Source organism: Ralstonia sp. UBA689 (genome assembly GCF_002298975.1).
GTDB lineage: Bacteria > Pseudomonadota > Gammaproteobacteria > Burkholderiales > Burkholderiaceae > Ralstonia.
In genome coordinates this window covers 59,588-81,889 of sequence record NZ_DBMV01000047.1, presented here as the reverse complement: position 1 = coordinate 81,889, position 22,302 = coordinate 59,588, and the positions used below count along the sequence as shown (strand labels likewise).

At 65.5% G+C, this 22,302-nt stretch carries 22 protein-coding genes; 16 read left to right on the top strand and 6 right to left on the bottom strand.

The window, feature by feature from the left end; translation table 11 throughout:
• Positions 1-70: 70 nt before the first annotated feature.
• The 3 genes from tauA to B4F51_RS24225 are packed head-to-tail and all read left to right on the top strand — an operon-like array spanning position 71 to position 2,789.
• Positions 71-1,135: a taurine ABC transporter substrate-binding protein gene (gene tauA / locus B4F51_RS24235; RefSeq protein ID WP_296229385.1), complete on the top strand. Its 1,065-nt coding sequence runs from the start codon at positions 71-73 to the stop codon at positions 1,133-1,135.
• Positions 1,132-1,923 (top strand): taurine ABC transporter ATP-binding protein, encoded by a 792-nt coding sequence (locus tag B4F51_RS24230; protein ID WP_296229384.1) that lies wholly within the window; start codon positions 1,132-1,134, stop codon positions 1,921-1,923. The genes tauA and B4F51_RS24230 overlap by 4 nt, the downstream gene beginning before the upstream one ends.
• Positions 1,920-2,789: an ABC transporter permease subunit gene (locus tag B4F51_RS24225; protein WP_296229383.1), complete on the top strand. Its 870-nt coding sequence runs from the start codon at positions 1,920-1,922 to the stop codon at positions 2,787-2,789. Before B4F51_RS24230 ends, B4F51_RS24225 begins: the two co-directional genes overlap by 4 nt.
• Before the next feature lie 12 nt (positions 2,790-2,801).
• Here the strand turns inward: B4F51_RS24225 and hutC are convergent, their stop codons facing one another.
• A complete protein-coding gene (gene hutC / locus B4F51_RS24220) occupies positions 2,802-3,515 on the bottom strand; it encodes a histidine utilization repressor (RefSeq protein ID WP_296229407.1) in 714 nt (237 codons plus the stop codon).
• Between the two features lie 143 nt (positions 3,516-3,658).
• Between hutC and hutU the strand changes: the two genes are divergently transcribed.
• The 6 genes from hutU to B4F51_RS24190 all read left to right on the top strand — a co-directional run bounded on the left by hutU (position 3,659) and on the right by B4F51_RS24190 (position 10,795).
• Positions 3,659-5,428 carry a urocanate hydratase gene (gene hutU, locus B4F51_RS24215; protein WP_296229382.1) on the top strand — a complete coding sequence of 590 codons (1,770 nt, stop codon included), beginning with the start codon at positions 3,659-3,661 and terminating at the stop codon, positions 5,426-5,428.
• Positions 5,429-5,455: 27 nt separating this feature from the next.
• Entirely contained in the window at positions 5,456-7,012 is a 1,557-nt protein-coding gene (hutH, locus tag B4F51_RS24210) for a histidine ammonia-lyase (RefSeq protein ID WP_296229381.1), read from the top strand.
• A 2-nt stretch (positions 7,013-7,014) separates the two neighbouring features.
• On the top strand, positions 7,015-8,001 hold the full coding sequence (hutG, locus tag B4F51_RS24205) for a formimidoylglutamase (protein WP_296229380.1): 987 nt from the start codon (positions 7,015-7,017) through the stop codon (positions 7,999-8,001).
• Positions 7,994-9,220, top strand: a complete 1,227-nt coding sequence (gene hutI / locus B4F51_RS24200) for an imidazolonepropionase (protein WP_296229378.1) — start codon at positions 7,994-7,996, stop codon at positions 9,218-9,220. Before hutG ends, hutI begins: the two co-directional genes overlap by 8 nt.
• Before the next feature lie 67 nt (positions 9,221-9,287).
• Positions 9,288-10,403, top strand: a complete 1,116-nt coding sequence (gene hemH / locus B4F51_RS24195) for a ferrochelatase (RefSeq protein ID WP_296229376.1) — start codon at positions 9,288-9,290, stop codon at positions 10,401-10,403.
• On the top strand, positions 10,400-10,795 hold the full coding sequence (locus B4F51_RS24190) for an RNA-binding S4 domain-containing protein (protein WP_296229375.1): 396 nt from the start codon (positions 10,400-10,402) through the stop codon (positions 10,793-10,795). Before hemH ends, B4F51_RS24190 begins: the two co-directional genes overlap by 4 nt.
• Before the next feature lie 13 nt (positions 10,796-10,808).
• Here B4F51_RS24190 and B4F51_RS24185 read toward each other — a convergent pair whose 3' ends face one another.
• Positions 10,809-11,000: a hypothetical protein gene (locus tag B4F51_RS24185; RefSeq protein ID WP_296229373.1), complete on the bottom strand. Its 192-nt coding sequence runs from the start codon at positions 10,998-11,000 to the stop codon at positions 10,809-10,811.
• 272 nt (positions 11,001-11,272) lie between these two features.
• On the opposite strand from B4F51_RS24185, the gene grpE reads away from it, so the two are divergent.
• From grpE to rnk, 4 genes are all read left to right on the top strand, one after another.
• Positions 11,273-11,899, top strand: a complete 627-nt coding sequence (gene grpE, locus B4F51_RS24180) for a nucleotide exchange factor GrpE (protein WP_296229372.1) — start codon at positions 11,273-11,275, stop codon at positions 11,897-11,899.
• A gap of 12 nt (positions 11,900-11,911) precedes the next feature.
• Complete coding sequence (locus tag B4F51_RS24175; RefSeq protein ID WP_296229406.1) at positions 11,912-12,334, top strand: thioredoxin family protein; 423 nt, start codon at positions 11,912-11,914, stop codon at positions 12,332-12,334.
• Between the two features lie 13 nt (positions 12,335-12,347).
• Positions 12,348-12,488 carry a hypothetical protein gene (locus B4F51_RS24170; RefSeq protein ID WP_296229371.1) on the top strand — a complete coding sequence of 47 codons (141 nt, stop codon included), beginning with the start codon at positions 12,348-12,350 and terminating at the stop codon, positions 12,486-12,488.
• A 162-nt stretch (positions 12,489-12,650) separates the two neighbouring features.
• Positions 12,651-13,055, top strand: a complete 405-nt coding sequence (gene rnk / locus B4F51_RS24165) for a nucleoside diphosphate kinase regulator (RefSeq protein WP_296229370.1) — start codon at positions 12,651-12,653, stop codon at positions 13,053-13,055.
• Between the two features lie 86 nt (positions 13,056-13,141).
• Here rnk and B4F51_RS24160 read toward each other — a convergent pair whose 3' ends face one another.
• Entirely contained in the window at positions 13,142-14,437 is a 1,296-nt protein-coding gene (locus tag B4F51_RS24160; protein WP_414706821.1) for a phospholipase A, read from the bottom strand.
• Positions 14,438-14,708: 271 nt separating this feature from the next.
• Here B4F51_RS24160 and dnaK point away from each other — a divergent pair, with 271 nt between their 5' ends.
• From dnaK to B4F51_RS24145, 3 genes are all read left to right on the top strand, one after another.
• Positions 14,709-16,661: a molecular chaperone DnaK gene (gene dnaK / locus B4F51_RS24155; protein ID WP_296229368.1), complete on the top strand. Its 1,953-nt coding sequence runs from the start codon at positions 14,709-14,711 to the stop codon at positions 16,659-16,661.
• A 135-nt stretch (positions 16,662-16,796) separates the two neighbouring features.
• Complete coding sequence (gene dnaJ, locus B4F51_RS24150; protein WP_296229367.1) at positions 16,797-17,942, top strand: molecular chaperone DnaJ; 1,146 nt, start codon at positions 16,797-16,799, stop codon at positions 17,940-17,942.
• A 153-nt stretch (positions 17,943-18,095) separates the two neighbouring features.
• Entirely contained in the window at positions 18,096-19,985 is a 1,890-nt protein-coding gene (locus B4F51_RS24145) for a bifunctional chorismate-binding protein/class IV aminotransferase (protein ID WP_296229366.1), read from the top strand.
• On the opposite strand, the gene B4F51_RS24140 is transcribed toward B4F51_RS24145, so the two are convergent.
• The 3 genes from B4F51_RS24140 to panB all read right to left on the bottom strand — a co-directional run bounded on the left by B4F51_RS24140 (position 19,929) and on the right by panB (position 22,267).
• Positions 19,929-20,627: an ABC transporter ATP-binding protein gene (locus tag B4F51_RS24140; protein ID WP_296229365.1), complete on the bottom strand. Its 699-nt coding sequence runs from the start codon at positions 20,625-20,627 to the stop codon at positions 19,929-19,931. The two genes, B4F51_RS24145 and B4F51_RS24140, sit on opposite strands and share 57 nt — an antisense overlap.
• Before the next feature lie 106 nt (positions 20,628-20,733).
• Positions 20,734-21,441 carry an ABC transporter permease gene (locus tag B4F51_RS24135; RefSeq protein ID WP_296229364.1) on the bottom strand — a complete coding sequence of 236 codons (708 nt, stop codon included), beginning with the start codon at positions 21,439-21,441 and terminating at the stop codon, positions 20,734-20,736.
• Positions 21,442-21,448: 7 nt separating this feature from the next.
• Positions 21,449-22,267 (bottom strand): 3-methyl-2-oxobutanoate hydroxymethyltransferase, encoded by an 819-nt coding sequence (gene panB, locus B4F51_RS24130; protein ID WP_296229363.1) that lies wholly within the window; start codon positions 22,265-22,267, stop codon positions 21,449-21,451.
• Positions 22,268-22,302: the final 35 nt, after the last annotated feature.

The following is a 22,302-nucleotide window of genomic DNA, read 5'->3' as shown; positions in this document are numbered from 1 at the left end:
CAGCCCACGCTGCCGTCTTTCACAATCGACTCCGGCGCATGTGCGCGATTCTCTTCTGCCGGAGTCTTTCATGGCTGGTTCTTCCCTTTCCCGTTTTCTGGCCGCGGCGATGTCTGCGGCCATTTCGTTCGCCCTGCTTGGGGCTGCTCCTGCACGCGCGGCAGAGCGCGAGGTTGTTGTCGCTTATCAAGACATGGTGCTGCCCTGGCGCTACGCCCAAGCCACCGGCGAGGTCGAGCGCGCCACCGGCTACAAGATGACCTACCGCCAGCTCGCCAGCGGCGCCGACGTGGTGCGTGCCATCGCGTCGGGTTCAGTGCAGATCGGCGAAGCTGGATCGAGCCCGATTGCGGCGGGTGTGTCTCAGGGTGTGGACCTGTCGCTGTTCTGGATTCTCGACAACATCAACGATGCCGAAGCGCTGGTCGCACGCAACGGTAGCGGCGTCACGCGCGTGGCCGACCTGAAGGGCAAGACATTGGGCGTGCCCTATGTGTCGACCTCGCATTTCCATGCGCTGGTGGCGCTGCAACAAGCGGGCCTGGAGCCGCGCGACGTGAAGGTCATCAACCTGCGGCCGCCGGAGTTGTCGGCCGCGTGGGACCGCGGCGATGTCGATGCCGCCTTTATCTGGGATCCGGTGCTCGCCAAGGTGAAGAAGAACGGCACGGTGCTAACCACCTCCGGCAAGATCGCCGCCGCCACCGGCAAGTCGACCTTCGATGGCTTCGTGGCAGATCGCAAGTTCGCGCGTGACCATGCGGAGTTCATCGCCAAGTTTGTCGAAGTGCTGGCCAAGGCCGATGCCGCTTATCGCGACAACAAGGCCGCATGGACGGCGACGTCGCCGCAGGTGGCAGCGGTGGCCAAGACCTCGGGCGCGACGGCGGCAGATGTGCCGGCAAGTCTTGCGTTATATGCTTTCCCGGATGCGGCGGAGCAGGCCTCCAAGCGCTGGCTGGGCGGCGGGGCGCAGTCGGGCGCCGCGCAATCGCTGCTCGCCACCGCACAGTTCCTGAAGACGCAGGGCACGATCCAGACGGTGCTGCCAGATTACGGTGCGACCATCGACTCGCGCTTTGTCCAGCGCGCGGCCGGTGCTGTCAACAAGACAGTCGCCACCGCAGCGCGATGAGCCGTATCGATGTGCGTGGCTTGCGCGTCGACTACACCGACGCGCTAAGCCGCACCACCCGCGCTCTGGACGGTGTGGATTTATCGATCAACGCCGGCGAATTCGTTGTTGCCCTGGGAGCGTCTGGGTGTGGCAAGACCACGCTGCTGAACTGCCTCGCGGGCTTTGTTGCGCCAACGTCGGGACAGATCCTCCTCGACGGCCACGAAATCGATGGCCCGGGCGCGGATCGCGGCGTGGTGTTCCAGCGCTATGGGCTCATGCCCTGGCTGGACGTGCGTGACAACGTGGCGCTTGGTCTCAAGCTGCGCGGTGTCGACCGCAAGACGCGGCATGCGCGTGCGCTTGAGTTGCTTCGGTTGGTCAGGCTTGAAGCGCATGCCGCATCGCCCGTCTATGCGCTGTCAGGCGGCATGCAGCAGCGCGTGGGCATTACCCGAGCGCTGGCGACTGAGCCGCGCGTTCTGTTGATGGATGAGCCGATGGGCGCGCTCGACGCCTTTACGCGCGAGACCATGCAGACGCTGGTGCTCGATGTCTGGCAACGCACCGGCACGACCGTCTTCTTCATCACGCACGACGTGGAGGAGGCGCTGTTCCTGGCGACGCGGTTGGTCGTGATGTCGCCGTCGCCGGGGCGCATCGTGCAGACATTCGATTTGCCGTTCTCGCGGCAGGCGCTGGCAGGCGGTGACGCCCGTGCGGTGAAATCGTCGCCGGAATTCATTGCCTGGCGCGAGCGCGTGCTGGCGCTGATCCATCATGCACCCGAGGAGCTGCTCGCATGAGCGCGCTGGAAACTGCCGTGCTCGAGAGCACTTCCGTCGACACCGCGTCGCCTTCCAACACGCCGGCGCGCAAGCTGCGCGGCTATCGTTTGCCGGGCGAGGGCAGCGCGCTGGGGCTGAGCGTGTTGTCGGTGAGTGTGCTGCTCGTGCTCTGGTGGGCGGCCACCACGTTCCGTTGGGTGCCGCCGTTGTTCCTGCCTTCGCCACAAGCGGTGGGGCGCGCGTTCATCAATGCCTGGCATGGCGATATTCAAGGCGGCCAGCCGCTGGCGTCGCATCTGGGCTGGAGCGCGGTGCGAGTGTTCGGTGCCTTTGCGTTGGCGGCAGTGACTGCGGTACCGATCGGGCTCGCGATGGGTGTATCCCGCACCGCGCGCGGCTTGCTGGATCCGCCCATCGAGTTCTATCGTCCACTGCCGCCGCTGGCGTATCTGCCGCTCGTGGTCATCTGGTTGGGCATTGACGAGCGCGCCAAGATTGTCGTCATCTATCTCGCGTGCTTCGCGCCGATTGCGATGGCTGCGCGTGCAGGCGTGCGCAGCGCCACGCTTGAGCAGATCAACGCCGCCTATGCGCTTGGCGCAAGCTTCACGCAGGTGGTGCGGCATGTGATCTTGCCGGCGGCGCTGCCGGAAATCCTGACCGGCTTGCGTATCGCCATCGGCTTCGGTTGGACCACGCTGGTGGCGGCGGAAATGGTGGCGGCTACCGTGGGCCTGGGGCAGATGGTGCTCAATGCGTCGAGCTTTCTGCGCACCGACCTCGTGGTGATGGGCATCGTGCTGATCGGCGCGATTGCGTGGGCGTTCGACCTCGCAATGCGCGCCATCGAAGCGCGCGTGGTGCCCTGGAAGGGCCGCAGTTAGTGCCGCTGGGACTCAGAAGCTGCCCGTGAACTGATACCGCCCACCCGGGTGCCACATGGTCGCCACCGACGCGACCTGGCCTTGGGAGAGCGTTTTCCGCCGCAGCATCAGGCACGGCTCGCGCACGTCCATGTGCAGCATCTCGGCAATCTCACGCGGGGGCAGGCGCGCCTCGATGCCGTACTCCACGCCATGCAGCGGGGCGGCGCGCATCAGATAGGCGTTCGGCGTGGTCTGCGTGAAATCCTGTTCCATGTAGTCGGGCGCCAGCGCGGCATTCACCCAACGGTCTTCCACCTGGATCGGCAGGTCGTTCTCGAAATGCACGATCAGCGAGTGGAACAGCACGTGTCCGGCCTGCACGCCGAACAAGCCAGCCAGCGCTTCATTGGCGCGCGCACGTTCGAGCTTGTGCAGTTCCGCGCGGTGCTTGTGACCACGTGCGGCAATTTCTTCGGCGATGTTGCGGATCGCCACCAGCGTCGCCTGGTACTTCTGCTGCGCGACGAACGTTCCCAGCCCCTGCACGCGCGTGAGGATCTGCTCGGCGGTCAACTCACGCAGCGCACGGTTGACTGTCATGCGCGACACGCTAAAGGTCTGCGCGAGCGCGACCTCGGCTGGAATCATCTCGCCTTCTTTCCATTCTCCGTTGCGAATGCGGGACAGGATGTCTTCCTTGATGCGCTGGAAGGCGGGCGTGGCGGCAGACGGCTCGGGTGGCATACAGGCGACTTGGCTGGGCAGAAGTGACGAATGATCGGTGTCCATGATCGGGGTTTGCCCGCAGGTTGTAAAGTTCTCTTGCGTTATTTGTATATACAACATAGGATGCGCTGCATGCCATCGGAGTTTGCAGGAGACCTCACATGAATGCCCCGACCAACGCTGCCCACCTCACCAACGACCCGCGTTACGACGCCTCGCGCGAGATCCGCGCCCCGCGCGGAACCGAGCTGCACTGCAAGAGCTGGCTGACCGAAGCCGCCTACCGCATGCTGCAAAACAACCTCGATCCGGACGTGGCCGAGAACCCGAAGCACCTCGTCGTATATGGCGGCATCGGCCGTGCCGCGCGCGATTGGGCCTGCTTCGACAAGATTCTGGAAACGCTGCGCGAGCTGAACGATGACGAATCGCTGCTGGTGCAATCCGGCAAGCCGGTTGGCGTGTTCAAGACGCACCCGGATGCGCCGCGCGTGCTGATCGCCAACTCGAACCTGGTGCCGAAATGGGCGAACTGGGAGCACTTCAATGAGCTGGACCGCAAGGGCCTGTTCATGTACGGTCAGATGACTGCCGGTAGCTGGATCTACATCGGCAGCCAGGGCATCGTGCAAGGCACGTACGAGACCTTTGCCGAAGCCGGCCGCCAGCACTATTCGAACAGCCCCTCGCCCTTGTTGGCGCAAGGGCGGTCCCCCGAGGGGACGAGCGGCAACCTTGCCGGCCGCTGGATTCTCACGGCGGGCCTGGGCGGCATGGGCGGCGCACAGCCGCTGGCCGCAACACTGGCTGGCGCTGTGTCGATGAACATCGAGTGCCAGCAGTCGAGCATCGACTTCCGCCTGCGTACGCGGTACCTCGACAAGCAGGCCAAGGACATCGACGATGCATTCAACCTGATTCGCCACCATTGCGAGCGCGGCGAGGCCGTGTCCATCGGCCTGCTCGGCAATGCGGCGGAAATCTTGCCGGAGCTGGTCAAGCGTGCCCGCGCCGGCGGCCTGAAGCCGGATCTGGTGACCGACCAGACCTCGGCGCATGATCTGGTCAACGGCTATCTGCCGGTCGGCTGGACGGTCGAGCAATGGCGTGCTGCGCAACGCGATCCGTCGCAGCACGCCCGCCTGACCGACGAGGCCGCGAAGTCGTGCGCCGTGCACGTGCAGGCCATGCTCGCCTTCCAGGCCATGGGCATCCCGACCGTCGACTACGGCAACAACATCCGCCAGGTCGCGTTCGACCAAGGCGTGAAGAACGCCTTCGACTTCCCGGGCTTCGTGCCGGCCTACATCCGCCCGCTGTTCTGCGAGGGCAAGGGTCCGTTCCGCTGGGTGGCGCTGTCTGGCGATCCGGAAGACATCTACAAGACCGACGCCAAGATCAAGGAACTCTTCCCGCACAACACGCACGTGCATCGCTGGCTTGACATGGCGCGTGATCGCATTGCCTTCCAGGGCCTGCCCGCGCGCATCTGCTGGCTGGGTCTGGGCGAGCGCCACCTTGCCGGCCTGGCCTTCAACGAGATGGTCAAGAACGGCGAACTGAAAGCCCCGATCGTGATCGGCCGCGATCACCTCGACACCGGCTCGGTCGCCAGCCCCAACCGCGAAACCGAAGCCATGCGCGACGGTACCGACGCCGTGTCGGACTGGCCGCTGCTCAACGCGCTGCTCAACACGGCCGGCGGCGCGACGTGGGTGTCGCTGCACCACGGCGGCGGCGTCGGCATGGGCTACTCGCAGCACTCGGGCGTGGTGATCGTTGCCGATGGCACCGAGGCTGCCGCGAAGCGCCTCGGCCGCGTGCTCGTCAACGATTCCGGCTCGGGCGTCATGCGCCATGCCGATGCCGGTTACGAGACGGCCATCGCCTGCGCCAAGCGCAATGGTTTGAACCTGCCGATGATCGGCTAAGTTAAAGAGACAGACGTACAGATTCTTATGAACACCATGACCACGCCCCCCATCCTCACGCTGCAACCCGGCGAGATGAACTTTGCCGACCTGCGCCGCGTGTGGCTTGCCCCGACGCCCGTCGCGCTGTCGGGCGACTGCGCTGCCGCGATCGAAGCCTCTGCGGCCACGGTGCAGGCCATCGTCGCCAAGGGCGCGCCGGCCTACGGCATCAACACCGGGTTCGGCCTGCTGGCCAAAACGCAGATCGCTACGCACGAGTTGGAGCGCCTGCAACGCAACCTGATCCTGTCGCACGCCGTTGGCACGGGTGAAGACCTGAGCGACAACGTGGCGCGACTGGTGCTGCTGATGAAGGCAGCGAGCCTGGCGCGCGGTTATTCGGGCGTGCGCCGTGTGGTGATCGACACACTGCTAGCGCTGCTGAACGCAGGCATTGTCCCGTGCATTCCGTCCAAGGGTTCGGTGGGCGCCTCGGGCGATCTGGCGCCGCTGGCGCATATGACGCTGGCCCTGCTGGGCGAAGGTGATGTGCGTGTCAACGGCGTGCGCAAGCCTGCACGCGAAGCGCTGGCCGCTGCCGGCGTCGAGCCGATTGCGCTGGCCGCCAAGGAAGGGCTGGCGCTCATCAATGGCACGCAGGTGTCGACCGCGCTGGCGCTCAACGGCCTGTTCCTGGCCGAGCGTCTGCTGCAAGCCGCCACCGTGTCGGGTGCATTGTCGGTGGATGCCGCCAAGGGCAGCGATGCGCCGTTCGACTCGCGCGTGCACGCCGTGCGTGGCCAGCCCGGGCAGATTGCCACCGCTGCGGTGTACCGCAACCTGCTGGCCGGCAGCGCCATCCGCCAGTCGCACCTCGTGGGCGACAAGCGCGTGCAAGATCCGTACAGCCTGCGCTGCCAGCCGCAAGTCATGGGCGCGTGTTTCGACCTGATCCGTCAGGCGGGCGCCACGCTGCTCACCGAAGCCAACGCCGTCACCGACAACCCGCTGGTCTACGCCGAGGCCGGCGAGGTGATCTCGGGCGGTAACTTCCACGCCGAGCCGGTGGCGTTTGCCGCCGACATGCTGGCGCTGGCCATTGCCGAGATCGGTGCGTTGTCCGAGCGCCGCATCGCGCTGCTGATCGACTCCACGCTGTCGGGCCTGCCGCCGTTCCTTGTCGAGCAGCCGGGGCTGAACTCGGGCTTCATGATCGCGCACGTTACAGCCGCTGCGCTGGCATCGGAAAACAAGACGTTCGCCCACCCGGCCAGCGTCGACAGTCTGCCGACCTCGGCCAACCAGGAAGACCACGTCAGCATGGCCACCTTTGCTGGCCGACGTCTGCAGGACATGGCAGAGAACACCGCCACCATCGTCGGCATCGAAGCGCTGGCGGCAGCGCAGGGCATCGACTTTCACAAGCCGCTGGCGACGTCCGACACGCTGCAGAAGGCGCATGCCTGCATCCGCGCACGCGTGGCGTACTACGGTGAAGATCGCCTGTTTGCCCCCGACATCGAAGCCGCCCGCCGCCTTGTGCTCGACGGCGACCTTGGCGACTCGTGCTGCGCGCACGTGGGCGAACTCGCACTCGTCTGACCATGCTCGCCCAAGCTGAACCGAACGTCTGGCAAGGCCGCGTCGACGCGGAGGAGGGCCCGCTGGGCTTACGCTGGCACCAGACCGTGCGCCGCATCGATGCATCGACGCCGCTGGCGAACACCGTCGCCTTGGCGGGCTTCGCCTGCGATGCGGGAGTCGCGCGCAACCACGGGCGAACCGGAGCACAGGCGGGCCCGGCAGCCATCCGCAAGATGCTCGCGAACTTGCCCGCACGTGCCGGCCGTGTGGTCGTCGACGCAGGCGACGTGACGTGCCAGGGCGATGCGCTTGAAGACGCGCAGAGCGAGTTGTCCGGTGTGCTGCATGATCTGCTTGACCGTGGTGCATTTCCGATCGCGTTGGGCGGCGGGCACGAGATTGCATGGGCGTCGTTCGGCGGACTGGCGCGGCATCTGGCGGGCCAGTCGAAGTCAAACGCATCGGCACCACGCATCGGCATCCTCAACCTCGATGCGCACTTCGATCTGCGTGCGGGCGAGCGCGGCAGTTCCGGCACGCCGTTCCGCCAGATCGCCGAAGACTGCGAACGGCGCGGCTGGTCGTTTAACTACGCCTGCCTGGGCGTGAGCACTTACGCCAACACCGAGGCGCTGTTTGCGCGAGCACGCCAGCTCGGTGTGTGTTGGCTGCACGATGACGAGATGGACATCCTGCGTCTCGCGCATGTGCTGCAGACCGTCGAAGCGTTCCTGAACGACGTCGATCACGTCTACCTGACCATGTGCCTGGACGTACTGCCCGCCAGCATTGCGCCCGGCGTCAGCGCACCGTCCGCACGCGGCGTGGCGATGGAAGTGATCGAGTCCATCGTCGATTGCGTGGCCGCTTCCGGCAAGCTGCGCCTGGCTGATGTGGCAGAACTGAACCCGTCGCTCGATATCGACAACCATACGGCACGCGTCGCCGCCCGTCTGGTCGCGCGCGTGGCTGACGGCATCGCCCAGCAAGGAGCGGCTCATGGCTGACACGCAATGGGATGTGCTCTGGACGAACGTCCACCTTGCCACGCTGACGGCCGATGCCGACGGCTACGGCGAGATTCGCGACGGCGCCATCGCCGTCAAGGACGGTCGCATTGCGTGGCTCGGTGCGCGTGCGAATCTGCCCGCTGGCGCCAGCGCAACGCGTGAGCACGATGGCGGCGGTGCATGGCTTACGCCCGGCCTGATCGATTGCCATACGCACCTCGTCTACGCTGGCAACCGCAGCAACGAGTTCGAGGCGCGTCTGAATGGCGTGCCGTACGAAGAGATTGCGCGCGCGGGTGGCGGCATCCTCTCCACCGTGCGCGCCACACGCGCGGCGAGCGAAGATGCGCTCGCTGAAGCCAGCCTGCCGCGCCTGAACGCGCTGCGCGCGGAGGGCGTCACCACCGTCGAGATCAAGTCCGGCTACGGCCTGGATCTGGAGACCGAGCGCCGCATGCTGCGCGTCGCGCGTCGCTTCGGCCAGGCGCTGCCGGTGCGCGTACGCACGACCTTCCTCGGTGCGCACGCCGTGCCACCCGAATTCGCCGGTCGTGCCGATGATTACATCGACCATCTTTGCGCCGAAGTGCTGCCCGCGCTGGCGGCGGAGGGGCTCGTCGATGCCGTCGATGCATTCTGCGAGACGATCGGTTTCACGCCCGTGCAGACGGCACGCATGTTCGATGCCGCGCAGCGCCTCGGCCTGCCCGTCAAGCTGCACGCCGAACAGCTCTCCGACCAGGGCGGCGCGGCGCTGGTCGCCCGCTACGGCGGCCTCTCTGCCGACCACCTCGAATGCCTGACCGATGCAGGCGTTGCCGCCATGGCGCAAGCCGGCACGGTGGCTGTGCTGCTGCCTGGCGCGTTCTACTGCCTGCGCGAAACGCGTCTGCCGCCGATGGCCGCCCTGCGCGCAGCCGGCGTGCCGATGGCGGTGTCGACCGACTGCAATCCGGGCACGTCGCCGCTGTCGTCGCTGCTGCTGGCGATGAACATGGCCTGCACGTTGTTCCGGCTGACGCCGCTGGAAGCGCTGACCGGCGCGACGCGCCACGCAGCCGCAGCGCTCGGTTTGTCAGGCAGGTGTGGCGTGCTTGCCCCGGGTTGTGCAGCGGATTTCGCCCTGTGGCGCATCGACCGGCCGGCGGACCTGGCATATGCGATGGGCCTCAACCCCTGCGTGAGCGTGGTCAAGGACGGTGCGGTGGCGGTGTAAGGATGGCGCGATGACACGGCTCGTATAATCGGCCGGGTTATCCGCGACATTCGCGAAGCCGCGTCCCATGCCCTTCTTGCCCGAACCCCTGTTCCAGCACGGCCAGCCTGATCGCACGGCGATCCTGCTGGTCAATCTCGGCACGCCGGACGGCACCTCGCCGCGCGAGGTCGGCCGCTACCTGCGCCAGTTCCTGTCCGACCCTCGCGTGGTGGAGATTCCGCGCGCCGCGTGGTGGTTCATTCTCAATGTGCTGATCCTGCCGCTGCGCTCGCGCGCGTCGGCGCACAAGTACGAAAGCATCTGGCTGCGCGAGGCCAATAAGACGGGCTCGCCGCTGCTCGTCTACAGCGAGCGCCAGGCGCACGCACTGCAGCAGTTGCTGAATGCGCAGGGCCACGACGTGGTGGTTGCCTGCGCGATGCGCTACGGCAATCCGTCGATCCCTTCCGTCATGCAGGCACTGCGCAAGCAGGGCGTGGAGCGCATCCTCGTGCTGCCGATGTATCCGCAGTATTCCTGCACCACCACGGCCACCGCGTTTGATGAGGTCTTTCGCGTGCTGGGCGAGATGCGCAATCAGCCGGAACTGCGGCTGGTGAAGCATTTCCATGACGATCCCGCTTACATCAACGCACTGCATCAGCAGGTGGGGGCGTACTGGGCACAGCACGGCGCACCGGACTTTGCGCGCGGCGACAAGCTGCTGCTGTCGTTCCATGGCGTGCCGCGCCGCACGCTCGAACTGGGTGACCCTTACCACTGCGAATGTCTGAAGACGGGTCGCCTGCTGGGCGAGGCGCTCGGCCTGCAGCCCGGGCAGTACCTGGTCACGTTCCAATCACGCTTTGGCCGCGCAGAATGGCTGCAGCCCTATACCGCGCCCACGCTGGAAGAACTCGGCCGCGTCGGCACTCAGCGCGTCGACGTGTTTTGCCCGGGTTTCCCGGCCGATTGCCTGGAGACACTGGAAGAGATCGCCATGGAAGGGCAGTCCACCTTCCGCGTCGCGGGCGGCAAGGATTTTCACTACATTCCGTGCCTGAACGACAGCGAAGCATGGGTCGCCGGTATTGCGGATATTGCGCTGGCGCATCTGCAGGGCTGGCCGCTCACGCTTACGCACCCGCACGTGCTGGAAGCCAGCCGTACACGCGCCCAGAGCAAGGGAGCCGCCGCATGAAGGTGAGCACCGCCAGCTCAGACCGCGTACGCATCGACAAATGGTTGTGGGCGGCGCGCTTCTTCAAAACGCGCTCGCAGGCGACCGACGCCGTTGAGCGCGGCCGCGTGCAGATCAATGATCAGCCGGTCCGCCCAGCCAAGGATGTGAAGATTGGTGACCGCGTACGGGTCTACGCACACGAGCAGCAGTGGGAGCTGGAAGTGCTGGCGCTGGCCGAAGTGCGTGGCCCGGCCACGGTTGCGCAAACGCTCTACGCCGAAACCGAGGCGAGCCGCTTGAAACGGGAGGAAGAGATCGACAGGCGCAAGCTGTACCGGGAACCTGCCACGCAGATTGCCGGTCGACCTACCAAGCGGGACCGGCGGCGCATCGACAAATTGGGCGATTAGCGGCGAGTGTGTGCTAACTTGGCAGGTTCAGGCCGCGCGGCATCTGCTGCATTTGCAGCGGTTTGCTGAGGTAGTGCTTGAACACGGCCTTGCCGCTACCGTACTCCGTGTAATGTGGCGTGACGGCGCCGGACAGGCAAATGAACGTTGTGGCTGCCGTCAGGGTCAACAGCAGAAGCACGGTCAGAACTGGCAGCTTGTGCATGGTACGAACCCTCGAAGAAGCTCGCGCCCCCCAGATTTTTCTTGCATCATAGGCGGCCGACTGAGGCGTCGCAATTGCTGTGCCGTTGCAGTCAGATGAAAGTTGTAACGCGATATTTCGTGATGCACGGTGCACAGTTTCCGTGCATGCGGTGTTCATCCGGCGCCCTTGAAAGGCGCGCCAAATGCCCCATATTGGGGAGAAATCGTTTGTGAAATCCAATGGAATCGACGGCCGGCACATGTCGTGCATCGATCCCCTTATCCAGCGCTATGAAACACACTTCGGAAACTCCCTCGAACCCGGACACGCAAGCCGCCCAGCCGACCCCGTCGTCTGCTGCCGGTCAGGCCGCCAACGCCTATTCGAACCAGGCCCAGCGCGCCAGCGCAGATGCCCAGGCCGTCGCCGGTGATGAAGCCGCCGTGGCCGACGTGGACGTCGCCGAACTGCGCCGCCAGCTGGAAGCCGCCGAAGAGAAGGCTCGCCAGAACTACGAAAACTGGGCGCGTGCCACGGCCGAGGGCGAGAACATTCGCCGCCGTGCGCAGGAAGATGTGGCCAAGGCCCACAAGTTCGCCATCGAGAGCTTTGCGGAGTACCTGCTGCCCGTGATGGACAGCCTGCAGGCTGCATTGGCCGACACGTCCGGCGACGTCGCCAAGCAGCGCGAGGGCGTCGAGCTCACGCTCAAACAGCTCAACGCCGCCTTCGAGAAGGGCCGCGTGACCGAGTTGAACCCGGTGGGCGAAAAGTTCGATCCGCATCGCCATCAAGCCATCTCGATGGTGCCGGCCGATCAGGAAGCCAACACCGTGGTGAACGTGCTTCAGCGCGGCTACATCCTGGCCGACCGCGTGCTGCGCCCGGCCTTGGTGACGGTGGCTGCGCCCAAGTAAGCTGCTTTGCCCATAACCCCGCACACCTCCACCTCGCATGCGCCTACCGCGATCCCGGTCGATACGACCGCGTTCGCGGTATTCGGCATGCGCGAGGTGAACGGCGAGACCATCGACGCGGCCATTGCGGCCGCGGGCGATGCGCTCGCCTGCGTGTTCTTCTGGGGTGAGAATTGCTTTAACTGCGAGATGGCCAAGAAGGCCATGCTCGCGCAGCCGGAACCTGTGCGCTCGCTCAGGCTGCATTGGCTGCATGCCAACGTCTATGAACATCCCGAGTTGGGTCAGCGTTTCGGCCTGCACGGCATTCCGGTGTTTCTGTTTTTCCACCGTGGCAAGAAGCTTGGTCGGGCGACCGGCTGGCACGGCCACGCGCAGTTTGCCGCCGCGGTTGCCAATGCTCGCAACAAGCTGGCCGGCAGGCCGCTCGTCTGAGGCGCCGTTCATCATGACGTCAATGCCGATGGCTGCGGCCTTCCTCTTCGTTTCGTCTTCCCGTGCCGTGCGCTCGAATCGTGCGGCACGCATGCTGCCGCACGCCGCCCAGGCGATGACCGCGGCCCTTGCCGCCGCCCGGCGGTTGCCCTAGTGCCCTAGCGGCACGTTGCCGCCGGGCCCACCCCACACCTGCAGTTCGGTATCACCGCCGGCCAGCGTTCGCGCTCGCTGGTCTTCTTGCCGTCCTCCTGGCCCGGAAAGCCATCGGCGGAGGCTTCATCTAGTGTTCAAGACAATTCCGTAGGAGATCGCCATGTCCGCACCCGTCATCTACCTGACCGAACTCGACCTCACCCGCCTGGAAAATGCCGCCGCACGTGCCGGCAGCAGCTCGCCGCTGGCGGACCTCGTTGACGACCTCATCGCCCGTGCCAACGTCGTGCCGGGTAACAAGATTCCCGCCGATGTGGTGACGATGAATTCGGTGGTGCGCGTGGTCGACGATGCCGGCGCGATGCAAGAGTGGACGCTGGTCTACCCGGAGGAGGCCAACGTCGCCTCGGCCAAGCTGTCGGTGCTCTCGCCAATGGGTGCGGCACTGCTGGGCCAGCGCGCGGGCAAGTCAGTCAAGTACACGGCACCCAACGGCGCCAAGCACGCGCTGCGCATTGAGCGCGTCGCCTTCCAGCCAGAGGCCAGCGGCCAGCACACGCTGTAAAAGGGCTGCCTCTTGGACCCTGTTCACGATCCGTAGGGAGTTCACAGGGCCAAGATCGGGCCGTCCAACAGATCGTGAGCAGGTTCCTAGCGCGAGAGGCTGTATCCGACGCGCAACTGCGAGCCAAGCTTGTGGTTGTAGTCGAGCAGGCTCTCGCCGTAGCCGGTGAAGTACTGGATGAACAGGTAGCCGGCCGTGCCGCCAAAGATGCCGCGCATCGGATAGCTGAGCTGCGCGTCGATGCTGCCATATCCCTTGCGCGTGCCCTTGCGCAGCGTGGCCGCCAGTTCCCAGCCGTTGGGCGCACCGTACGCCACGCGGAAATCCCCAAAGCCGCGATAGTGTGCGATGTCGGTGTTGCCGGTGCGCGTGAGGTAGGCGTACAGCTTGGGTTCGAACTTCCAGTGGTAGTCGGTCAGATCGCCAAAGTGGAAGGTCGGACGCACGAAGACGGTGTTGATGGCGCGCGAGGCGTCGCCGTCGCGGCCGTTGGATTCGTGCTCGATCCCGCCCGCGAACGACAGCCGTGTGAGCGCGCCACCGTGGATGCCAGTGTCGGGCCGGTAGTAGAACAGGCTCGGCCGGTAGTTCGTATCGCGAAACGGCGCCGATTCCTTCCCCAGGTCCCACAGCGAGAACTGCGTGTAGCCGAAATACAGGTTGTCGAGCAGCGCCGTCGACGCCGGGTTCTCGGGCTGGAAGATGCGGAATTTGAAGCTCAACTGGAATTTGACGTTCAGGCCTTCGTGCAGGCCCACCGCCGCAAACATCGGCTCATGGAAGGTCAGGCGCGAGGTTTCCTCGGGTGGGTGCGGTGCTGTGCTGGTACCGGCCACCGTTACGGCAGCAGGTGAGGTAACGGTTGTGCTGCTGGCCGGCGCGTTCGGGTTCGTGCCCAGTGCGCCGCCTGGGCGGGTGCCATCCGCTGCGGCGTTGCGCGCGGCGCCACTGGGGGCGCCTTCGGCGGCGATCTGCGTAGCGTCGGCACCACGCACCAGCGTTACCAATACGGGGGCGGCATCCAGGTCCGGCACGTCGATGCGGACCGCGCCGCGCAATACCTCCGGCAGCACGCCGCTATAGGCGACGGTCCGGACTTGGCCTGGGCGCAGGTGCAGGGTTTCGGCGCCCGTGTCATGTCGATTCAGGGTCACTTCAACCGATCCCTGCAGGTCGGCAGTGGCCGTCACTCGAAGTTGATTGGGGACGGTGTAGCTGCGCTGGGCGGCATCGCCCGAGATGACGAGGGTTAGCGTGAACGGCTGGGTGGCGTCGACCCGGCGTGCGGGTTGGAGCAGGGAGACGGCGGCATCGGCGCTGGCCATGGTGCACACGGCAAGCAGGGCGGCGCCAAGCATGGATCGGGGTGCGGACAGAGGCATAGGGCACGAGCAACCAGAGTGTTCTCTCCGGCGAGTGGCGATGCGCCCAAGAGTACCATCGTGACCTTTTGTGCCCCGTTTACCGCGCTTGGCACGTCGCAAACGCTTGGTTTTGACCCAGGAGGGCCTGTTTTCGGGTGCTTTCCCGAGAAAAACCGGCCAAAATGCTCAACTTTTCAAAAATCAGCCTTGAAAAGCCGGGCGGCACTCCCACATCCGATCCAAGTTTGTATTCAGCGCTGTCCTGACACCAGATTCGAGGAGCAAGAACATGGGCAAAATCATCGGTATCGACCTCGGTACCACCAATAGCTGCGTTTCCATCATGGAGGGCAACACCCCCAAGGTGATCGAGAACGCAGAAGGCGCACGCACCACCCCGTCGATCATCGCCTACATGGAAGACGGCGAGATTCTGGTCGGCGCCCCGGCCAAGCGCCAGGCCGTCACCAACCCGAAGAACACCCTGTATGCCGTCAAGCGCCTGATCGGCCGCAAGTTTGAAGAGAAGGAAGTCCAGAAGGACATCGGCCTGATGCCGTACGCCATCAGCAAGGCTGACAACGGCGACGCCTGGGTGGAAGTGCGCGGCCAGAAGCTTGCCCCGCCGCAGATCTCGGCCGAAGTCCTGCGCAAGATGAAGAAGACCGCCGAGGATTACCTGGGCGAGGAAGTGACCGAAGCCGTGATCACGGTGCCGGCGTACTTCAACGATTCGCAGCGCCAAGCTACCAAGGATGCCGGCCGCATCGCCGGTCTGGACGTCAAGCGCATCATCAACGAGCCGACCGCAGCCGCGCTGGCTTTCGGTCTGGACAAGAACGAGAAGGGCGACCGCAAGATCGCCGTGTATGACCTGGGCGGCGGCACGTTCGACATCTCGATCATCGAGATTGCCGACGTGGACGGCGAGAAGCAGTTCGAGGTGCTGTCGACCAACGGCGATACGTTCCTGGGCGGCGAAGACTTCGACCAACGCATCATCGATTACATCATCGGCGAGTTCAAGAAGGAGTCGGGCGTCGACCTGTCGAAGGACGTGCTCGCGCTGCAACGCCTGAAGGACGCGGCCGAGAAGGCCAAGATCGAGCTGTCGAGCACGCAGCAGACCGAGATCAACCTGCCGTACATTACGGCCGATGCCTCCGGTCCGAAGCACTTGAACCTGAAGATTACGCGCGCCAAGCTCGAAGCGCTGGTGGAAGACCTGATTTCCCGCACCATCGAGCCGTGCCGCACCGCCATCAAGGACGCCGGCGTGAAGGTGTCTGACATCCATGATGTGATCCTGGTCGGCGGTATGACCCGCATGCCGAAGGTGCAGGAGAAGGTCAAGGAGTTCTTCGGCAAGGAAGCGCGCAAGGACGTGAACCCGGACGAGGCCGTTGCCGTGGGTGCCGCGATCCAGGGTCAGGTGCTGGGCGGCGACCGCACGGACGTGCTGCTGCTGGACGTGACCCCGCTGTCGCTGGGCATCGAGACGCTGGGCGGCGTGATGACCAAGATGATCGGCAAGAACACGACCATCCCGACCAAGTTCTCGCAGACCTTCTCGACGGCCGACGACAACCAGCCGGCCGTGACGATCAAGGTCTACCAGGGTGAGCGCGAGATGGCCTCCGGCAACAAGATGCTGGGCGAGTTCAACCTCGAAGGCATTGCCCCGGCACCGCGCGGCACGCCGCAGATCGAAGTCTCGTTCGACATCGATGCCAACGGCATTCTGCACGTGGGCGCCAAGGACAAGGCGACCGGCAAGGAAAACAAGATCACCATCAAGGCGAACTCGGGCCTGTCGGAAGACGAGATCCAGCGCATGGTGAAGGACGCCGAGGCCAACGCTGCCGAAGACCACAAGCTGCGCGAGCTGGCTGAGTCGCGCAACCAGGGCGATGCGCTGGTGCACTCGACCAGGAAGGCGCTGGGTGAGTACGGCGACAAGCTGGATGCCGGCGAGAAGGACAAGATCGAAGCTGCGATCAAGGAACTTGAAGAAGCCCTCAAGGGCAGCGACAAGGCCGCGATCGACGCCAAGGTCGAAGCGCTGGCAACGGCCTCGCAGAAGCTGGGCGAAAAGGTGTACGCCGACATGCAGGCCAAGGGCGAAGCCGGTGGTGCTGAACAAGCCGCAGCAGGTGCTCAGGCCGCTGGACAAGGCCAAGGCGCACCGCACGACGATAACGTCGTCGACGCCGAGTTCAAGGAAGTGAACGACAAGAAGTAAGCCGGATCGTCCGCCCAGCGGACGTGAGGGTACGCCGGGCGGTGGCTATTGGGTTGTGCAGGACGCACCCGATGCCACGCTCGGCTTTTTTGCTATTCGACCAAGCAGTAAAAACAGGCGACTATTCAAGCCACCATGGCAAAACGTGATTACTACGAAGTGCTCGGGGTGGGCAAGAACGCGAGCGATGAAGAGATCAAGAAGGCTTATCGCAAGCTCGCGATGAAGTACCACCCGGACCGCAATCCGGACAGCAAGGAAGCGGAAGAGAAGTTCAAGGAGGTCAAAGAGGCCTACGAGATGCTCTCCGACGCCGAGAAGAAGGCCGCGTACGACCAATACGGCCACGCGGGTGTTGACCCCAACATGGCCGGCGGTTTCGGTGCGGGCGCACAGGGCTTCGGCGGTTTTGCCGAGGCGTTCGGCGATATCTTCGGCGACATCTTCGGTCAGGCGCAGGGCCAGGGCGGCCGTCGCGGCTCGGGCCCGCAGATGTATCGCGGCGCCGACCTGCGCTACAGCATGGAAGTCACGCTGGAGCAGGCCGCGCACGGCTACGACACGCAGATCCGCGTGCCGCACTGGGACGAGTGCGACCACTGTCACGGCAAAGGTGCCGAGCCCGGCTCCAGCGTCGAGACCTGCCCGACCTGTCACGGCGCGGGTCAGGTGCGCGTGTCGCAGGGCTTCTTCACGATGCAGCAGACGTGCCCGAAGTGCCACGGCAGCGGCAAGTACATCCCCAAGCCGTGTACCAAGTGCCACGGGCAGGGCAAGCTGAAGAGCCAGAAGACGCTGGAAGTGAAGATTCCGGCCGGCATCGACGAAGGCATGCGCATCCGCTCATCGGGCAATGGCGAGCCGGGCATCAACGGCGGGCCTCCGGGTGACCTGTATGTGGAAATCCACATCAAGCAACACGCTGTGTTCGAGCGCGACGGCGACGATCTGCACTGCCAGATGCCGATCTCGTTTGCCACGGCGGCCATCGGTGGCGACATCGAGGTGCCGACGCTGGGCGGCCGTGCTTCGTTCACGGTGCCCGAGGGCACGCAGGCGGGCAAGACGTTCCGCCTGCGCGGCAAGGGCATCAAGGGCGTGCGCTCGGGCTACGCGGGTGATCTCTATGTGCACGTCAACATCGAGACGCCGGTCAAGCTGACCGAGCATCAGAAGGACCTGCTCAAGCAGTTCGACAAGTCCGTGCACGAAGGCGGCTCGCGGCACAGCCCGCAGGAGCAGTCGTGGCTAGACAAGGTGAAGAACTTCTTCTCCTCGTAAGAAACCTCGCAAAGCTACTGCGCGGCCCGATCTTGGCACTGTGATGCTCGCCGTACCCATGTACGACGGCTGCGCTTCTCGCGCCAACCTCGGGTCGCTCGCTACGCTTTTCGAGGCTTCTTAAACACCACCTTTTCAATCAGGGACATCGTTATGCAGTTGCCGGAGGTCGGCGCGCCGTTTGCGCTGCTGGACGATGCCACCTCGGGCGGCGCGCCGTGCTCGCGCTGGTACACCGGTTACGCCGGCGAGTTCTTCCGGCCGGCCGGCGTCCTGGATGGGCTGGACGACGATCTTCGTGCCGCCTGGCGCCAGGGTTTGCATGCCCTGATCGTTGCGCCGTATGAGTTTGGTGGGCCGCTGGTCGGCCTGCCGGCTTCCACCGAAATCTCTTCCTCATTGCCTGGTCACGATGGCCGCCTGCGCGTGCTGCTGTTTCGCGCAATGCAGGTGCTGTCGCCGGCAGAAGTCGATACGTTGTTCGACGCGTGGCCCGAAGCAATGGGCGCAGCGGGCCTGTTCGACTGTGCTGCCAGCGTTGATCACGCCACCTATACGGACGCCATCGCGCGCATCCACGACTGGATCGCGGCGGGCGACACTTACGAAGTCAACTACACCTACCGCCTGCGCATGACCGCATTCGGCACGCCGGCAGCGCTGTATCGGCGCCTGCGTGCGCGCCAGCCGGTGCCGTACGGCGCGTTCATCGGCTTGCCGGAGGGTGGAGCGATTCTGTCGTGCTCGCCGGAGCTGTTCTTCTCGCACCACGCCGGGCGCCTTGTCGCGCGGCCGATGAAGGGCACCGCGCCCGCCACCGGCGACGTGGAAGTCGACGAAACCCGCGCCATCGCGCTGGCTGCCGACGATAAGAACCGCGCCGAGAACCTGATGATCGTCGACCTGCTGCGCAACGACCTCGGCCGCCTGGCGCGCCCGGGCTCGGTGCGCGTGCCGGCGCTGTTCGAGGTAGCGCCGTTCGGTAGCGTGCTGCAGATGACGTCCACCGTGGAGGCGGAGATTCCGCCCGCCACCGGCTTCGCCGATTGTCTGCGCGCGCTGTTCCCGTGCGGCTCCATTACCGGTGCGCCTAAGCGGCGGACCATGGAGATCATCGAGGCGCTGGAGCCTGAGCCTCGCGGCCTCTACACCGGTGCCATCGGCTGGATGGATGCACCCTCCGGTGGCCGCGCGCTGGGCGACGCGTGCCTCTCCGTGGCGATCCGCACGCTGGTCCTAAGCGTGCCCGGCGCCGATGGCCTGCGCACCGGTGAACTCGGCATCGGCTCGGGCATCGTGCACGACAGCGTGGCCGATGACGAATATGCCGAATGCCAGTTGAAGGCGCGCTTCGTCACGGCACTTGATCCGGGGTTGTCGCTGTTCGAGACGATGCGCGCTACGCGCGATGGCGTGCCGCTGCTGGATCGCCATCTGACGCGGTTGGAGCGATCCGCAACCGCGTTCGGCTTTCCGTTCGAGCGGAGTGCGGTGGCGGGTGAGGTGACGCGTGCCTGCGCGTTGCTGGAGGGGCATGGCGTGTACCGTATGCGCCTGTCGCTCACGCCCGGCGGCGAGGCCAGCGTGTCGGCGGCGCTGCTGCCACCCTTGCATGCGACGTGGGATGCGCCGGTACGCCTGCTGACTGCACCGCAATCGCGCGAGACCGCACACAGCCTGCCGACCCATAAGACGACCCTGCGCGCGGGCTACGACGCTGCCTGGCAGGCCGCCGAGCGCGCAGGTGCCTTCGATGCGGTGTTCTTCAACGCGGACGGCACGTTGGCAGAGGGTGGCCGCAGCACGGTGCTGGTCAAGCTCGACGGTGCATGGTGGACGCCGCCGTTGTCAGCGGGGGTGCTGCCGGGCGTGATGCGCGAGGTGCTGCTGGAAGACGCAACGCCTTGGCTTGGCGCGCCATTGCATGAACGCGTGCTGACGCGCGCCGATGTCGCCCGCGCCGAGGCTGTTGCAGTATGCAACGCCCTACGTGGTGTGCTGCCCGCGCATTTCGAGCCGCCCTTGGCCGCCCACTTGCTCTAGTTTCCAGCGCGCCACGCCGGGCAGGTTGATGAGCTCGCGGTCGTGGCACACCATCAGGAGGGCGCGGCCTTCCGCCGCCAGTTCACCCACCAGTGCGATGACCTGCTCGCGCGCGGCGCCGTCCAGGCTGGATGTTGGTTCATCGAGCAGCAGCACGTCGGTCTGCAGCGCTCGGGCGCGCGCTAGCGCCAGGCGTTGCGTCTCGCCGCCGGACAGGCGCTCTGGCGGCACATCCACCACCTGTTGCAGGCCGGCCCAGCGGATTGCCTTGTCGATGCGGTCGGCGAGTTCGGCGCGCGGCACGCGGTGTGCGCCGGTCGTCAGCCCGTAGGCGAGATTGGCGCGCACCGACGTGCGGAACAGATACGGATGCTGGTGCACGTACGTGAGCCGGGCACGCAGCTCGGCTGGATATGGCGACAGCGGTTGCGGCCCATGCCCAAGATCGACAGTCGCACCGTTGGCCGGTGCGAGGCCGGCCAGCATGCGCAGCAGCGTCGTCTTGCCGACGCCATTGGCGCCCGTGATGACGATTGCATTGCCCGCCGACAACACCAGGCGTGGAATCTCGAACAGCACGCGCGCGCCGTGCCGGCAGCGCAGGCCTTCAAACACCATCATCGGTTGCGAGGGTGTGCTCATGCGACCACTTCCACACATATGACGATCATCCGGCCTGGGTGGTGTCGATGGCTGGCGGTATTCGCGGTCGTGCGCATCCCCGCTGCGCGGGGCCCTTGCTTACTGCTCATACCGTCCCCCGCCGGTAATTGCCGCCCCCTTGCAACCACGCCAGCACCAGATTCACGAGCAGTGCCAGCACGATCAGCACGATGCCCAGCGCAATGCCCTGCGCAAACTCGCCCTTGCTTGTTTCCAGCGCAATCGCCGTGGTCATGGTGCGCGTGAGCCCTTCGATGTTGCCGCCGACCATCAGCGCGGAGCCAACCTCGGCGATGACGCGGCCGAAGCCCGCCACCACCGCCGCCATCAAACCGAAGCGTAATTCGCGGAAGATCGTCAGCAGCAGCCGCACACGTCCGGCGCCCAGCACGCGCGCCGTCTCGGCCAAGCGTGGGTCGGCGCGCTCAAGCGTGGTGAGCGCAAAGGCAACGATGACGGGCAAGCCGAGCGCCGCCTGCCCGAGGATCATCCCGCCTTGCGTAAACAGCAGCCCGAACCCGCCTAGCGGCCCCTGGCGCGAGAGCAGCAGGTACAGCACCAGCCCGATCAGCACGGTCGGAAACGACAGAGAGGCCTGCGCCAGCACCACCAGTGCACGGCGTCCGGCAAAGCGGTGCATGGCGATGGCGTAGGCGGTCAGCAGCCCGGGCGGTGCGGCCAGCAGCAACCCGGCGATGGCGACCTTGAGTGAAGTCCAAACGATCAGCCAGAGCGCCGCATCGCCACTGGCAAGCAGGGTGAAGGCGCCGACGGTGGCCGACCAGATTTCCACGCGCGCGTTAAGCGAAAGTGTGTTCCGGCCCTGGGAAGGTGCCGTCCTTGACCGCAGCCACGTACGCGGCAACGGCGCCGTCGATGGTGGTCTGGCCATCCATGAAGTTGCGCACGAACTTGGGCCGGTGGCCGGGGAACACGCCCAGCATGTCGTGCATGACCAGCACCTGGCCCGAGCACTCCAGCCCCGCGCCGATGCCGATGGTGGGGATCGCCAGCAGGCGTGTCACCTCGCCGGCCAGCGCAGCGGGAATCGCTTCCATGACAACCAGTTGCGCGCCCGCGTCCTGCACGGCCAGGGCGTCGGTCTTCAGCAGCTTGGCCGCTTCGTCGCCACGGCCTTGCACCTTGAAGCCGCCAAAGGCATGCACCGATTGCGGCGTCAGGCCAATGTGCGCACATACCGGAATGCTGCGCTCGACCAGGAACTTGATCGTGGGCGCCAGCCACACACCGCCTTCGAGCTTGACCATCTGCGCGCCGGCCTGCATCACGCGCACGGCGCTGTGGAATGCCTGCTCGGGCGTGCCGTACGTGCCGAACGGGAGGTCAGAGATCAGCAGCGCTTTATCGATGCCGCGCGATACGCACTCGGTGTGGTAGACGATGTGGTTGAGCGTGACCGGCAGGGTGGTCTTCTGGCCCTGCACCACGTTGCCGAGCGAATCGCCGACGAGCAGCACGTCGGCGCCGTTGCGGTCCATCAGGGCGGCAAAGCTGGTGTCGTAGGCCGTCAGCATGGCGATGCGCTCGCCGGCGACGCGCATGGCCTGCAGCGCAGTCACCGTGACGGCCTTGCGGTTCGAATCCTGGAGATAGCTCATGGACTGGACTGGAGTTGGGCGCCGCAATGGCTCGG